This window comes from Streptosporangium sp. NPDC005286, from assembly GCF_040607515.1.
In the GTDB taxonomy this organism is placed as follows: Bacteria; Actinomycetota; Actinomycetes; order Streptosporangiales; family Streptosporangiaceae; genus Streptosporangium.
Window position 1 is genome coordinate 1 of the sequence record NZ_JBEXGU010000043.1, and the last position, 13,823, is coordinate 13,823.

A 13,823-nucleotide genomic window follows, 5' to 3' on the forward strand; every position below is an offset into this window, starting at 1 on the left:
GGGCCCTGAGCCCGGCCCGGCCTGGGTGGTCGTCTTGAAACGGGCCCGGTACTGGCTGGGCGAGATTCCGAATCGGGTCACGAATAGCCGGCGCAGGGTCTCGGCGCTGCCGAATCCAACCAGTCTCGCCGTTTCCGCGACGCCGTGTCCGGAGTCCAGGAGCGCCTGAGCGTGGTCGAGCCGTGTGCGTTCGACGAACTTGGCCGGCGAGATGTCGAGCTCGTTGGCGAAGAGGCGCGCGAGATGGCGCGGACTGACCCCGGCGTGCGCGGCCAGCGAGCTTGTGCTGTGCGCGAGCGCCGGCTGCGCAGAGACCAAGTCCACCACGGCGCGCAGTGTGGGCGTCCGTGGTGCCCGAATCTGGAGTGGAACTGCGAACTGTGACTGTCCTCCAGGCCGCTGCATGAACATCACGAGGCTGCGCGCCACGTCACGGGCCAGGTCGGGTCCGTGATCCTGCTCGACGAGAGACAGTGCCAGGTCGATGCCGGCGGAGACACCGGCAGAGGTGTAGATGCCGCGGTCATGAACGAAGAGCGCATCCGGTGACACCGAGACCTTTGGGAACGCTCGAGCGAGCAAACCGGCATACCTCCAGTGCGTGGTGGCCCGCCGCCCGTCGAGCAGCCCCGAGGATGCCAGCACGAACGACCCGGTGCAGATGGACACCATCCGAGTACAGCGAGCCTGTAGTGCGGCCGCGGCAGCGACCAGGTCAGGCGGGATCGGTTTCGTGGGGAGGTCGTCGCCGCCTGAGACCACGACGGTGTCGGCCCGTTCGACCTGGCTGACCGCCTGATCGACAGCGAATGTCGTTCCGATCGACGTTGCCACAGCCCGCCCGGAAGTCGACGCATACGTGAGTTGGTAGTGCGCTCCGAAATGGTTCGCCTCGGAGAAGACCTCGGCGGGACCACAGATGTCGAGCATCTTCATGCCGTCGAACACCAGGAACACGATGTGCCGCGTCCTAGGCATGACGTCGCCTCCTTCAGCCGGTCCGGTCGGCCCGGTCCAATGTCCAGAACTGTGCGATCTTTGGCCGGCCTCGGCACCACACTCCCTCTGCCCCAGCACAAAGACTGGACCGGGTCAGGGAGGAGGAGAAGAGGATCCCGATGGTGCAGCTTCCCGCAACCGCGGCACATGCCTACCAGCGGCTCGACCCGCGCATTGAATGGCGGGGGCGTCTCGCGAACCACGGTCTACGCGCGACGCGCGCACGCGTGGCAGTGCTTGAGGGTCTGGCCGAGGTCAGGGTCGCTGACGTGACCCAGTTGCGATCGCACCTCCAGGGAGCGGCTCCGGGGCTGTCGAAACAAAGCATCTACACCATCCTCCACGACCTCGAAACATGCGGGCTCGTCTTCCGCGTGCCGGTGAGCGGCCCGCGCCGCCACGCCCTCGATGCGGACCGTTCTGCCTACCTCCGCAGTGAGTACGGCCAGCCTAGGGACGGCAGCCTCCGCCATGCCAGCCGCCAGTTCAACAACACCCACGAGGAGAAGTGATGACAGAGAACGTGACGACCACCCAGACCGGCACGCCGGTCGCCGGCGACGCTCACTCACTCACGGTTGGCGCCGACGGTGCCACCGTGTTGCACGACCGCTACCTGGTCGAGAAGCTGGCCCAGTTCAGCCGCGAGCGGATCCCGGAGCGAATCGTGCACGCCAAGGGTGGCGGCGCATTCGGCGAACTCGTCATCACCGAGGACGTCAGCCGCTACACACGAGCCGCACTCTTCCAGCCCGGGACGCGGACCCGCCTTCTCCAGCGCTTCTCCTCGGTCGCGGGCGAGCAGGGATCGCCCGACACCTGGCGCGACGTACGCGGCTGGAGCCTGAAGTTCTACACAAGCGAGGGAAACTACGACATCGTCGGCAACAACACCCCCGTCTTCTTCATCCGCGACGGCATCAAGTTCCCCGACTTCATTCACTCGCAGAAGCGACTGCCGGGATCCGGTCTACGCGGCGCCGACATGCAGTGGGACTTCCTCACCCTGTCGCCCGAGTCGGCTCACCAGGTCACGTACCTCATGGGTGACCGCGGACTTCCACGATCGTGGCGCACCATGTCCGGCTACGGATCGCACACGTTCCAGTGGATCAACGCCGCAGGAGAGCGGCACTGGGTGAAGTACCACTTCAAGCCGCTGCAGGGAAACGCCGATATGACCGAGGCCGAGGCCGAGGCGATCGCCGGTGCCGACGCCGACTACTACCGACGCGACCTCTACGAGGCGATCGAGCGCGGTGATCTCCCTTCCTGGGAGGTCAACGTGCAGGTGATGCCGTATGAGGACGCGAAGACGTACCGGTTCAATCCCTTCGACGTCACCAAGGTCTGGCCGCACGCGGACTACCCGTTGATCAAGGTCGGCACATACACCCTGAACGAGAACCCGCAGAACTTCTTCGCCCAGATTGAACAGGCGGCCTTCTCCCCGGCGAACACGGTGCCGGGCATCGATATCAGCCCCGACAAGATGCTCATGGCGCGGGTCTTCTCCTACCCGGACGCCCAGCGATACCGCGTCGGCACTAACTATGCCGAGATTCCGGTCAATGCGCCCGTGGCACCCGTCCGCTCGTACAGCCAGGACGGCCTCGGTCGACACCACTTCAAGCCCGCATCCGCCCCTGTCTACGCTCCGAACTCCTTTGGCGGGCCAGTGGGCGACGCCGCCGCCGCAGGCAACGGTGGTTGGGAGTCAGACGGGGAGTTGCTGCGGTCCGCTGCCACCCTGCGCACGGACGACGACGACTTCGGCCAGGCTGGACGCCTGTACCGCGACGTCTTCACCGACACCGGCCGCGAACGCATGATCGCCACGCTCGTCGGTCAAGGACTCCAGATTCGTGACGACGACATCCGCGATCGGTTCGTGCAGTACTGGACCAACGTGGACACGGATCTCGGTGCCGACATCGCCGCCAAGCTGTAGCCCAAGGGCGATTTGCGCAGTGGTGGATCGTGCTGGGATCGCGGGTGATCTCAGCGTGCGCGCCTCGTTCTCCCTGAGCCATGCGGCCCTGAGCGCGGAGGAGCAGTCGGCGTTCCGGCTGCTCGGCCTGGTCAGAGCACCCGGCTTCGCCCCCTGGATGCTCGCGGAGCAGCTCGTCGATCTCCCGATCGCTCAGGCCGGGTTTGATCTCGCGCTCGATACGGCGCACGAACTCCGGTCCCGCCGACAGCAGGTCGCGCCGGTCCAGCGGCGGATCTCCCACGTAGGTGCCGGCGACGAAATACACCCCCTGTCCGGCTGGCGCGCGCAGTTCCAGCTCTCCGGGAAACGCGAGGACCTCCCCGCGCGGCATCGGGCGCGTGGGGAGTCCCGGCGCAGCAGTACCTGGGCGTCGAGTGCCACCGCGACCAACGCCGCGATGTTCGGCCCCGCCCCGTACGAGACCCCCTCCGGGATCAGGAGCCTTTCCAGCCGATCCCGATCCGCCGGTTCATCGGCCGGGAGAGCAGGAGAACGGCGGCGGTCCCGGGCGGGCCTCCGCGGGTTCGAGGATCGCGGGCCGTGGCGGTTCACCTCAGCGGGGGGCGGCCGGTTTCGCGCAGGAGGAGCGCAGGACGAGCTGGGCGCCCACCCGGTAGGCCCGGCCTGCCCGGCCGGTCCGTGCCGGAGCCGTCGACCGGTCGGTCCGTTCGATCTGCTGGAGCAGGAGGTTCATGGCGAGGTCCCCGAGCTCGTGGGCCCCGTTGTCGACGACGGTGATGGGGGGCTGCCACCAGCGCAGCCAGGGGATGTCCTCGTAGCAGATCAGCGAGAGCTGCTCGGGAATGACGACGCCGGCACCGACGAGTGTGGGCAGCATGCCGAACACGGCCTCGTGGTTCGCGGCGAACAGCGCCGTCATCTCCGGGTTGCGGCGCAGCAGCCGCTCCGTCGCCTCGGCGCCGAAGGCGGAGTCGAACGGCCCGCGTTCGACGAGTGACTCGTCGACCTGGCGGCCGCGTTCCCTCAGTGCCTGCTCGTAGCCGGCGAACCGCTCCAGGCCGGAGTTGGCGCTCAGCAGGCCGCCGATGAAGCCGATCCGCTCGTGACCCAGGTCGAGCAGGTGTGAGGTGGCCGCGTGGGCGCCCTCGCGGTCGGAGGCGAGCACCGACGGCGCGGCGCTCTCGGCGGCGGCGCGGATGACGTTGACGACCCCGATGCCCTCGGCGAGCAGCGCGTTGGCCATGGCCGTGTTCTTGCCCGTACCTATCATGATCAGCCCGTCCACCCCGTGCGCGGCGAGGGTCCGCAGGAAGGACTCCTCCCGCCGCGGGTCCGCGTCGGTGATGCAGAGCATCACCTGGTAACCCTCGGCCGCGGCGCGACGCTGCACGACCTCGGCGATGGTGTGGAAGGACGCGTTGATGAGGTTGTTCAGCACCAGTCCCACGACATGGGACTGCTTGGAACGCAGCGCGCTGGCCGCGCGGTTGGGGCGGTAGCCCATCCGGTCCGCGACCTCCTTCACCGCCACCCGGGTCTCCGGGGCGATCAGCGGTGAGCCGCTCAGTGCGCGGGAAGCCGTGCTGCGTGATACCCCGGCCGCGGCGGCGACGTCCTTCAGCGTGATCGCCATCATCCTTCTTCCTGGGATCGATCCCATCCGGGGGGAAATTTTGCCACAAGATCATGAACACTTGGTGAGGCGCGAGGAAATTTACCCAGGTTAAAAACATATTTCGGCCTTGACCTGAATCTCCCGAGTACTGCAACCTAATGCAAGCGATCCCAAAAAATGACTACAACATTGATCCTCGGGGGTTCCATGGACCGCGACGACGTCACCTGGCACGGTTACTGGCCGGCCGCGCCCACCCCTTTCACCAGCGAAGGCGGGCTGGACGAGGACGCGTGGCGCGCGCTGCTCCGGCTCTACGCCGCCCAGGGCGTGCACGGAGTCCTGGTCAACGGGAGCACCGGTGAGTGGTTCAGCCAGAGCGCGGCCGAGCGCCGCCGGGTCGCCGAGATCGCGGTGTCCGAGCTCTCCGGCAGGGTCCCGGTGGTCGTCGGCGTCACGGCCTACACCGCCGCAGAGGCGATCGAGTTCGCGCGGCACGCCGCCGAGGCGGGCGCGGACGGCGTGCTCGCCACGCCCCCGCCGTACGTGCACCCGGGGCCTGAGGACATCCTCGCCTTCTACCGGCAGGTCAGCTCCGCGACGGAGCTGCCGTTCATGGTCTACAACTGGCCGCGCGGGGTGGCCGTCGACATCTCCGCCCACCCCGGGCTGATGTCGAGACTGGCCGACCTGGACAACGTGGTGGCCATCAAGGACAGCACCGGTGACTGGCTGCGGATGCTCGGCACGGTTGAGGAGGTCGGCGACCGGGTTCGGGTGTTCGGCAGCTTCCTGCACCGGCGGGGCCTCGCCGTCCTGCTGGAGCTGGGCGGAGACGGGAACATCGACGGCGGTGGCATGGGCGCCCCGTTCGCCGTCCCCTGCTACGAGGCGGTCGCGGTATCCGATCGCGAGGCGGCGCGCGGCTGGGTCGACCGGTACGCGGGGCTCTCCTCCCGGCTGATCAACCCCGACTACAGCGGTGTGTACGGCACGCCCATCGCCCAGCTCAAGGCCGCCATGGCGATGCTCGGCCAGCCGGGCGGGCACGTCCGCCCGCCGCTCCTGCCGATCACGGACCCGGAGAGGCTCGACGCGATCGGCGCCGCGCTGAAGGAGTCCGGCCTGGTCGAAGCCCTTTCCGGGGGCAGCGCGGACACCGTCTCGGGGCAGGCCGGGCGATGACGACGGCGCAGGGCCGCACCGGCCGGCGTGCCGGGCCGAGCCGGGCTCCGCAAACGGAGATCGTCGTCGACGGCGACTCCGTGCAGGCCGTCGACGGCATCAGCCTCGCCGCGGTCCTCGTCGGTGAGCGGCGGTGGAGCCTGCGGCGCAATCCGGTGGGCGGCGACCTTCGCGGCCCGTTCTGCGGGATGGGCGTGTGCTTCGAGTGCGAGGTGACGGTGGACGGTCGTCCGGGGGTCCGCGCCTGCATCACCAAGATCTATGCCGGCATGCGGGTCGAGACGGCCACAGAGGGAGAGGTTCCGCATGACCGCTGAGCGCAGTGCGGCCACGTACGGCGAGGTCGTCGAACGGGATGTCGTGATCGTCGGCGGCGGTCCCGCGGGGCTCAGCGCCGCGGCCCGGCTTGCCTCCGCCGGTCTGGCCGTGACGATCCTCGACGAGCAGCCGGAACTGGGCGGGCAGTACTACCGGCGGCCCGCGCCCGCGGTGGCGAGGCACTGGGGCGACCACCGGCCCGAGGGCGGCCGGCTGATCGCCCAGGTGCGCGCGGCCGGCGCCGAGTGCCGCACCGGCCATCTGGTCTGGGGTGTGGAGGACGACGGGTGCACGCTGCTCGCCTCCGACGCCGCCGAGCATCCGGTGCGGTTGCGCGCCCGCTACCTCGTGCTGGCGACCGGCGCCTTCGAGCGGGTGTTCCCCTTCCCCGGCTGGCAGCTTCCCGGAGTGACCACCCCGGGCTTCGCCCAGCACCTGGCCGCGAGCGACCACACCACCATCGGAGACCGGGTGGTCCTGGCCGGTTCAGGGCCGTTCCTGCTGCCGGTCGCCTGCTCGCTGATCGAACTCGGCGTGAGCGTGGCGGGAATCGCCGAGGCGGGCAGGCCGTACCGGCCGAGCCCGCGGGCGCTGGGCACGCTCGGCCACCCCGCGCGACTGCGCGAGCTGGCCACCTACGCCGCGCGGCTGGCCCGCGCCCGGGTGCCGATCTGGCAGGAGACCGTCGTGCTCCGCGCCGACGGCCGCGACCGGGTCTCCTCGGTGACCCTCGCCGCCGCGGCCAGGCCCGCGCGCCCGGTCCGCACCGTCGAGGTGGACGCGCTCTGCGTCGGGTACGGCTTCCGGCCCCAGACCGACCTGGCCCGCATGCTGGGCTGCCAGGTGCGGGTCGACGTGGCGAGCGGGGACGCGGTGCCGGTGACCGACGCGGCGGGACGCGCCTCCCGGGCCGATGTGTACGTGGTGGGCGAGGCGGCGGGAATCGGCGGGGTGCACGCGGCGAAGGCCAGAGGGCTCGCCGCCGCGCACGACATCCTGACCCGTGAGGGCCGCGCGGCCGTACCGGTGTCCGAGACCCGGCGGGTGGTGTCGGCCAGGCGCCGTCTGGCACGTTTCACCGCGCTGACCGACTCCCTCTATCCCGGCCCGGCGGCACTGCTCGCCACGCTGGCGCCCGCGCTGCCCGCCGACACCATGGTCTGCCGGTGCGAGGCGGTCCGCGCGGAGGAGATCCGCACCACCGCCGCGGGAAGCGCCGACGGCGACCTCAACGCGACCAAAGCCTGGACCCGCGCGGGAATGGGCCCCTGCCAGGGCCGGGAGTGCGGGTTCGCGGTCGCCGGACTGGTCCGGTCCGTCATGCCCCACCGGGGCGCGGGCGACGGCGAGTCCCGGGTGGAGGTCTTCCCCTCCCGGCTGCCGGTGCGCCCCGTCCCCCTCGCCACGCTGCTGGAGCTGGCCGGACCGGAATCGCAGAAAGGCGACGCATGAGCACGCGGACCGCGGACGCGGTGATCGTGGGAGCCGGGGTGCTCGGCGCCTCGGTGGCCAGCCACCTGGCCCGCAGCGGCCATCGGGTGCTCGTACTGGAACGCGGCGCCCCCGGCAGGGAGGGCTCCGGCACCACCGCCGGCAACCTGCACATGCAGGCCGTGCACACCAAGCGCCCCGGCCAGGCGGTGCCGCTGGACAGCGCGCGGTTCCTGCCGCTGCAGCGCGCCGCGAGCGACCGGTGGGAGACGCTGGAGGAGGAGCTGGAAACCTCGGTGGAGGTCCGCCGCACCGGTGGCTTCACCATCGCCGAGACCGAGGAGCAGTGCCAGGAGCTGCGCGACAAGCACGGCTGGGAGGCCGCAGCCGGGATCCACACCGAGATCCTCGACGGAGACGCCGCGCGGGCCGCGCTGCCCCTGCTCGGACCGACGGTGGCCGCCGCCACCTGGTGTGACCTGGACGGCTACGCCAACCCGCTGAAGGTCACCCCCGCCTACCTGGACTCGGCGACCAGGCACGGCGGCCGGACCGTGGCGTTCGCGCCGGTCCGGCGGATCACCCGCAACGGCGACGGCTGGCGGGTGGTCGCCGGGCGCGGCGCCGCCGAGCGGGTGGTGGACACCCCCGTGGTGGTCGACGTCGCGGGGCCCTGGCTGGGGGAGATCGCGGCCATGGCCGGGATCACGCTGCGGATGACACCGGTGGCGATCCAGATGCACGCCACCGTGCGCTCCTCGGCCACCATGTCCCACCTGGTCCAGCACATCGGCGAGGGACTGTCGGTGAAGCAGGTCGCCGCGGGCAACCTGCTGATCGGCGGCGGCTGGCCGGCCCTGAGCATGGACCTGGCCGGCCGGAGCGACGCCAGCCTGGACAGCCTGGTGGGCAACGTCGCGCTGGCGGTCCGGGTGCTGCCGTTCATCCGGGACCTGCGGCTGCTGCGGATGTGGGCCGGGCCGCTCGCGGCCACGCCCGACGAGATGCCGGTGATCGGCGAGGTGCCCGGCGCCCCCGGGTTCTACGTGGCCGGAGGCACCTACGCCTTCACCTTCGCCCCGCTGTGGGGGGAGACGCTGCGCTGCCTGATCGAGGGGAAGCCGCCGCCGGTCGACGTCTCCGACCTCGGCCCCGGCCGGCTGATGGAGCGGTGGAGCCAGGAAGACAACGGCCCAGAGCAGGAAAACCACCAGGACAGAAGGAGTAAGCGGTGCTGACATCACCTCGGCTGCGGCCCACGTCGGAGCCCGAGACCCTCTGGTTGACCGGTGGGCACGTCGTGGACGTCCGATCAGGACGGATCCGCAGGAACGCCAACGTGCTCGTCGCGGCCGGCCGGATCGAGAAGATCACGGCGGACGCCCCGCCCCCGGGAGCGCGGACCGTCGAGCTGGGCGGCAGGTACCTGATGCCCGGCCTGATCTCGGTGCACACCCACCTGTCGGTGCTCTACCCCTTCTCCGCCACCGACGAGTCGGAGAACCCCGGGCTGACCGCGCTGCGCGCGCTGTCCCGGGCGCAGGACGCCCTCGTCGCGGGGGTCACCACGATCCGCTGCGTGCACGAGCAGAACCGCGCCGACCTGCTGGTGCGCACCGCCGCGGACCAGGGCTGGGTGGCCGCGCCGCGGATCGTCGGAGCGGGCCGGGCCATCTCCACCACCGGCGGCCACGGCAAGGGCGCCGACTGCTCCTACGCCGACGGGCACGACGGCTTCCTGCGCGCGGCCAGGCAGGAGCTGGACGCGGGCGCCGACCTGCTCAAGATCTTCATCACCGGCGGCATCGCCCACCAGGGCGAGTCGTTCACCGGCGCGCAGATGACCGCCGAGGAGATGCGGGCCGTGGTCCGCGCCGCCGAGGAGCACGGCAGTTACGTGACCGCGCACGCCGGCGCCGGCTCGGCGATCCGCGAGGCGCTCGCCGCCGGAGTCCGCGGCTACGAGCACGCCTACGACCTGGACGACGACACGGCCAGGCAGATGGCGGAGCGGCGGGTGTTCCTCACCCCGACCCTGTGCGTCACCCGCTGCCCCGACTGGATGGCCGAGCACAGCTTCACGCCCTGGCAGATCGAGCGGGCGGTGGAGGTCGGCCCCGGCCACCTGGCCAGCATCCGGCGGGCGGTCGCGGCCGGCATCGCCGACCCGGACGACCCCGGCGCGCCGGGCATCACCATGCTCGCCGGCACCGACTACCCGCCGGGCGAGCCCATCGAGGACACCGTCGTGGCGGTCCGCGAGATGGAGTTCCTCACCGACGCGGGACTCAGCCCCATCCAGGCGGTACGGGCCGGCACGTCCGAGGCCGCGCGCCTGGTCGGGCTGGCCGGCCAGGCCGGTGCCGTCGAGGAGGGCTACCTCGCCGACCTGATCGTCACCGAGCGCGACCCGCTGAGCGACGTCTCCGCGCTGCGCCGGATCCCCTTCGTCATGCAGGCCGGCCGGATCGTCCGTGACGATCTGCCGGTCGTCCCCGCCCCGCAGCAGGTCCCTGGAGGTGCCCTGTGAACTCCCCCGACACTCCGGCCGGACGTACCCGGTTCGCCGTGGACATCGGCGGCACGTTCGTCGACGCGATCGCCTACGACGAGGAGACCGGGCAGATCCGGCTGCACAAGGCCTCGACCACCCCCGGTGCCCCCGAGCGGGGCGTCCTGGACGCGGTGGGCGGCCTCGCCACCCGGCTGGACGGGGTGGAGGCGTTCGTCCACGGCACCACGCTCGGCCTGAACGCGATCCTGCAGCGCCGCGGCGCGAACCTCGGCATCATCACCAACGAGGGCTTCAGGGACCTGCTGGAGATCGCCCGCGCCAACGTCCCCGGCCAGCACATGTACGACTTCTCCTACGCCCCGCCGCCGCCGCTGGTGCCGCGCCGCCGGCGGATCGGCGTACCCTGCCGGATCGACGCGCAGGGCGACGTGGTGCAGGACCTGGACGAGGACGCCGTGCGCGAGGCCGGCCGGATCCTGGTCGAGGAGCAGGGACTGGCCTCACTGGCCATCTGCTTCCTGCACTCCTACGCCAACCCCGAGCACGAGCGGCGGGCCGCGCGCATCCTGCGCGAGCTCTACCCGGACGTGTCGATCTCGGTCTCCACCGACATCACCCGTGAGTACCGCGAGTACGAGCGGACCAGCACCGTCACCCTGGACGCCTACATCCGGCCGGTGCTGAGCGACTACATCGGCACCCTGGAGGCCAGGCTGACCGAGGCGGGGCTCACCCACCCGCTGCACATCATGCGCTCGGGCGGCGGTGCGATGACCGCGGAACTGGCCCGCCGCGCCCCGCTGATGACCGTGCTGTCCGGCCCCGCCGGGGGAGTGGTGGGCGCCTCCTTCCTGGCCCGCGAGCAGCGGCTGCCCAAGCTGATCTCCTTCGACGTCGGCGGCACCAGCGTGGACTGCTGCGTCATCGAGGACGGCGAGCCCGGCGAGGTGCACGAGGCGGGCATCGACGGCTTCCCGCTGCTCATCCCGATCTTCGACATCCGTACCGTGGGCGCGGGCGGCGGCTCGATCGCCTGGATCGACGAGGGGCTGCTCAAGGTCGGCCCGCACAGCGCCGGCGCCGTGCCGGGGCCGGTGGCGTACGGCGCGGGCGGCACCGAGCCGACCGTCACCGACGCCGCGCTGGTGCTCGGCTACCTGGACCCCGCCGCGTTCCTCGGCGGCGACATGTCCATCGACGCGGACGCGGCCCGCGCCGCGATCGAGGCCAAGCTGGCCGTTCCCCTCGGGGTGAGCGTGCCCCAGGCCGCCGCGAGCGTCTTCCGGGTGCTGCTGGCCCGCATGGTCGGCGCGCTGCGCGAGATCACCGTGGAGCGGGCGCTGGATCCGCGCGAGTTCGCGCTGCTGGCCATCGGCGGCGCCGGACCGCTGCTCGGCCCGATGCTCGCCAGGGAGATGGGCATCGCCACCACGATCGTCCCGCAGGTGCCCGCCGCGTTCTCCGCCTTCGGCATGCTGATGTCCGACCTGGAGTACGAGTTCGCCGCCACCGTGCTGCGCTCCCTCAGCGACGACAGCCTGGCCGCCCTGGAGAGCGAGTTCGCCGACCTGGAGGCGCAGGGCGACGAGGTGCTGTCCGCGCAGGGCATCAAGCCGGAGGACCGCACCCTGATCCGCAGGCTGGACATCCGCTACCACGGCCAGGAGCACAGCCTCGGCATCGACCTGCAGCCCGGCGACACCGCCGCGAGCGTGCTGGCCCGGTTCAACGCCCAGCACGAGGCGCGCTACGGCCACGCGATGGCCGACACCGGGCAGATCCTCACCCTGCGGGTGCGGGCGGTGGGACGGCTGGCCAAGCCGGCGCTGCGCGAGCTGGCACCCGCCGGGCCCGGCGGGCCCGAGGCGGTCGGCGAGCGGCCCGCCTTCGACGTCGCGGTCGGCGAGATCGCCGTGTTCCCGGTCTACGACCGGACCACCCTGGCGCCCGGTCACGAGGTGAGCGGCCCGGCGATCGTCGAGGAGGGCACCTCGACGACGGTGATCTTCGGTGATCAGCGGCTCACCGTCGACACCTATGGACAGCTGCTGGTGACCGGTACCGGAGGAACCCTGTGAACAGCCCTGAGCGTCTGGACGGCGCGACCGTCGAGGTGATCCGCAACTACCTGGTCTCGGTGGGCGAGCAGATGCGCCGCACCCTGGTGCGGGCGGCCTTCAACCCGGTGATCTACGAGGTGCTCGACTTCGGTATCTCGATCTACAACGCCGACCTGGAGCTGACCGCCGAGGCCGCGGGGATCACCTCGTTCCTCGGTGCCAACGACCACGCCATCGTCAAGGGCGTGGAGTACGTCGGCCGGGAGAACTTCGCGCCGGGCGACGTCTACCTGCTGAACTATCCGTACTGGAGCGGCGCGCACTCCTACGACGCGATGCTCTTCGCGCCGGTCTTCCGTGACGGGCACGAGGGCCCCGCGGCCTACCTCGCGGTGCGCGCGCACTGGATGGACCTCGGTGCCAAGTCCCCCGGCTACGTCCTGGACTCCACGGACATGCACCAGGAAGGTCTCATCTTCCCGGGCACCAGGATCGTGAGCCGTGGCGAGGTGGTCCGCGACATCGTCGAGCTCATCCGGTTCAACTCCCGGCTGCCCGACCTGACCATCGGCGACTTCCACGCCCAGCTCGCCGCCCTGCGCACCGGCGAGAACCGGCTGGCGCAGGTCTGGGAGAAGTTCGGCGGCGAGACCGTCGACCAGGCCATCAGGCAGGTCATCGAGCACGGCGAGCGGGTCGCCAGAAAGGCCCTGGCCGCGCTGCCCAACGGCACCTGGACGGCCTTCGACTACTGCGACGACGACGGCATCACCGAGGACCTGATCCGGATGGAGGTCAAGGTCACCATCGACGGCGACCGGATGGAGGTCGACTTCAACGGCTCCGACGGCGCGGTGGCCGGCCCGGTCAACCTGCCGATCGGCTCCACCGAGAGCCTGGGCAAGGCCATCTTCAAGGAGCTGACCACGCCCAGGGAGCCCTCCAACGCCGGGCACTACCGGGCGCTGGAGGTCAAGGCCGATCCCGGCAACTTCTTCCACGCCGTCTACCCGGCCGCGACCTTCACCCAGTGGAGCGCCATCGTCGCGTTCGAGCTGATCCACAAGGCGCTGGCCCAGGTGATGGACTCGATCCCGGCCTCCTCCGGTGGTGACGAGCCGGGCTTCATGGCGCTCGGCCACGACCCGCGCACCGGCGCGGACTTCGTGATCAGCAACAACGAGGGCATCGGCTGGGGCGCGCGCAAGGACCGCGACGGCGCGAACGCCCAGCAGCACCCCTCCCAGAGCGTGGTCCGCAACACCCCGGTCGAGGTGCTGGAGCACAAGTCCACCGTGTTCCACGAGCGGCTGGAGCTGATTCCCGACTCCGGCGGCGCCGGCCGGTTCCGCGGCGGCGTCGGCGTGCTCAGGCAGGTCCGCTACCTCGCCGACGGCGAGGTGCTGTCGATGAAGAAGAAGAGCAAGACCCGGCCCTGGGCGCTGGACGGCGGCCAGGAGCCCGAGCCCAGCGAGATGGTGCTGTGGCCGGACACCGACCAGGCCAAGCGGGTCGGCATGTACCGGGCCGCGATGAAGGCCGGCGACCGGTTCGTGAACCGGACCGCCGGAGGCGGCGGCTACGGCGATCCCCTCGACCGCGACCCGGCCGCGGTGGTGGCCGACGTGCTAAACGGCTACGTCAGCGCCGAGGCCGCGGAGCAGTCCTACGGCGTGATCGTGGACGGCGACGGCTGGCGGCCCACGCCGGCCAGGGCCGCCCGACTCAAGAGTGAAGGGTAGACGA

The 13,823-nt window shown here is 71.1% G+C and carries 12 protein-coding genes; 9 read left to right on the plus strand and 3 right to left on the minus strand.

Features of this window, described 5'->3' with window-relative positions:
• Positions 1-978 (minus strand): GlxA family transcriptional regulator (locus ABZU75_RS17945; protein ID WP_355555217.1); only part of this gene is annotated, 978 nt, incomplete at its 3' end.
• A 140-nt stretch (positions 979-1,118) separates the two neighbouring features.
• Here ABZU75_RS17945 and ABZU75_RS17950 point away from each other — a divergent pair.
• Together ABZU75_RS17950 and ABZU75_RS17955 are read left to right on the plus strand one after the other, a co-directional pair.
• On the plus strand, positions 1,119-1,511 hold the full coding sequence (locus tag ABZU75_RS17950; protein WP_355555219.1) for a hypothetical protein: 393 nt from the start codon (positions 1,119-1,121) through the stop codon (positions 1,509-1,511).
• On the plus strand, positions 1,511-2,950 hold the full coding sequence (locus ABZU75_RS17955) for a catalase (protein WP_355555221.1): 1,440 nt from the start codon (positions 1,511-1,513) through the stop codon (positions 2,948-2,950). Before ABZU75_RS17950 ends, ABZU75_RS17955 begins: the two co-directional genes overlap by 1 nt.
• 192 nt (positions 2,951-3,142) lie before the next feature.
• On the opposite strand, the gene ABZU75_RS17960 is transcribed toward ABZU75_RS17955, so the two are convergent.
• On the minus strand, positions 3,143-3,544 hold the full coding sequence (locus tag ABZU75_RS17960) for a DUF6271 family protein (RefSeq protein WP_355555223.1): 402 nt from the start codon (positions 3,542-3,544) through the stop codon (positions 3,143-3,145).
• Between the two features lies 1 nt (position 3,545).
• On the minus strand, positions 3,546-4,589 hold the full coding sequence (locus tag ABZU75_RS17965) for a LacI family DNA-binding transcriptional regulator (RefSeq protein WP_355555225.1): 1,044 nt from the start codon (positions 4,587-4,589) through the stop codon (positions 3,546-3,548).
• A 156-nt stretch (positions 4,590-4,745) separates the two neighbouring features.
• Here ABZU75_RS17965 and ABZU75_RS17970 point away from each other — a divergent pair, with 156 nt between their 5' ends.
• The 7 genes from ABZU75_RS17970 to ABZU75_RS18000 are packed head-to-tail and all read left to right on the plus strand — an operon-like array spanning position 4,746 to position 13,819.
• Positions 4,746-5,753, plus strand: coding sequence for a dihydrodipicolinate synthase family protein (locus ABZU75_RS17970; protein ID WP_355555227.1), 1,008 nt, complete (start codon positions 4,746-4,748; stop codon positions 5,751-5,753).
• Positions 5,750-6,070, plus strand: coding sequence for a (2Fe-2S)-binding protein (locus ABZU75_RS17975; protein WP_355555229.1), 321 nt, complete (start codon positions 5,750-5,752; stop codon positions 6,068-6,070). Before ABZU75_RS17970 ends, ABZU75_RS17975 begins: the two co-directional genes overlap by 4 nt.
• Positions 6,060-7,523 (plus strand): NAD(P)/FAD-dependent oxidoreductase, encoded by a 1,464-nt coding sequence (locus ABZU75_RS17980; protein WP_355555231.1) that lies wholly within the window; start codon positions 6,060-6,062, stop codon positions 7,521-7,523. Before ABZU75_RS17975 ends, ABZU75_RS17980 begins: the two co-directional genes overlap by 11 nt.
• Entirely contained in the window at positions 7,520-8,740 is a 1,221-nt protein-coding gene (locus tag ABZU75_RS17985; protein ID WP_350915411.1) for an FAD-binding oxidoreductase, read from the plus strand. The genes ABZU75_RS17980 and ABZU75_RS17985 overlap by 4 nt, the downstream gene beginning before the upstream one ends.
• Positions 8,734-10,032 carry an amidohydrolase family protein gene (locus ABZU75_RS17990; RefSeq protein WP_355555233.1) on the plus strand — a complete coding sequence of 433 codons (1,299 nt, stop codon included), beginning with the start codon at positions 8,734-8,736 and terminating at the stop codon, positions 10,030-10,032. Before ABZU75_RS17985 ends, ABZU75_RS17990 begins: the two co-directional genes overlap by 7 nt.
• Positions 10,029-12,095 carry a hydantoinase/oxoprolinase family protein gene (locus tag ABZU75_RS17995; RefSeq protein WP_355555235.1) on the plus strand — a complete coding sequence of 689 codons (2,067 nt, stop codon included), beginning with the start codon at positions 10,029-10,031 and terminating at the stop codon, positions 12,093-12,095. The genes ABZU75_RS17990 and ABZU75_RS17995 overlap by 4 nt, the downstream gene beginning before the upstream one ends.
• The gene (locus ABZU75_RS18000; protein WP_355555237.1) at positions 12,092-13,819 is read left to right on the plus strand and encodes a hydantoinase B/oxoprolinase family protein; all 1,728 of its coding nucleotides are present in this window, start codon (positions 12,092-12,094) and stop codon (positions 13,817-13,819) included. Before ABZU75_RS17995 ends, ABZU75_RS18000 begins: the two co-directional genes overlap by 4 nt.
• The last annotated feature ends 4 nt before the right edge of the window (positions 13,820-13,823 follow it).

Bases quoted from the DNA above. Each gene is read 5' to 3' on its own strand.
- ABZU75_RS17950 (WP_355555219.1), top strand. From the start codon at position 1,119: ATGGTGCAGCTTCCCGCAACCGCGGCACATGCCTACCAGCGGCTCGAC.
- ABZU75_RS17955 (WP_355555221.1), top strand. From the start codon at position 1,511: ATGACAGAGAACGTGACGACCACCCAGACCGGCACGCCGGTCGCCGGC.
- ABZU75_RS17965 (WP_355555225.1), bottom strand. From the start codon at position 4,589: ATGATGGCGATCACGCTGAAGGACGTCGCCGCCGCGGCCGGGGTATCA.
- ABZU75_RS17970 (WP_355555227.1), top strand. From the start codon at position 4,746: ATGACTACAACATTGATCCTCGGGGGTTCCATGGACCGCGACGACGTC.
- ABZU75_RS17975 (WP_355555229.1), top strand. From the start codon at position 5,750: ATGACGACGGCGCAGGGCCGCACCGGCCGGCGTGCCGGGCCGAGCCGG.
- ABZU75_RS17980 (WP_355555231.1), top strand. From the start codon at position 6,060: ATGACCGCTGAGCGCAGTGCGGCCACGTACGGCGAGGTCGTCGAACGG.
- ABZU75_RS17985 (WP_350915411.1), top strand. From the start codon at position 7,520: ATGAGCACGCGGACCGCGGACGCGGTGATCGTGGGAGCCGGGGTGCTC.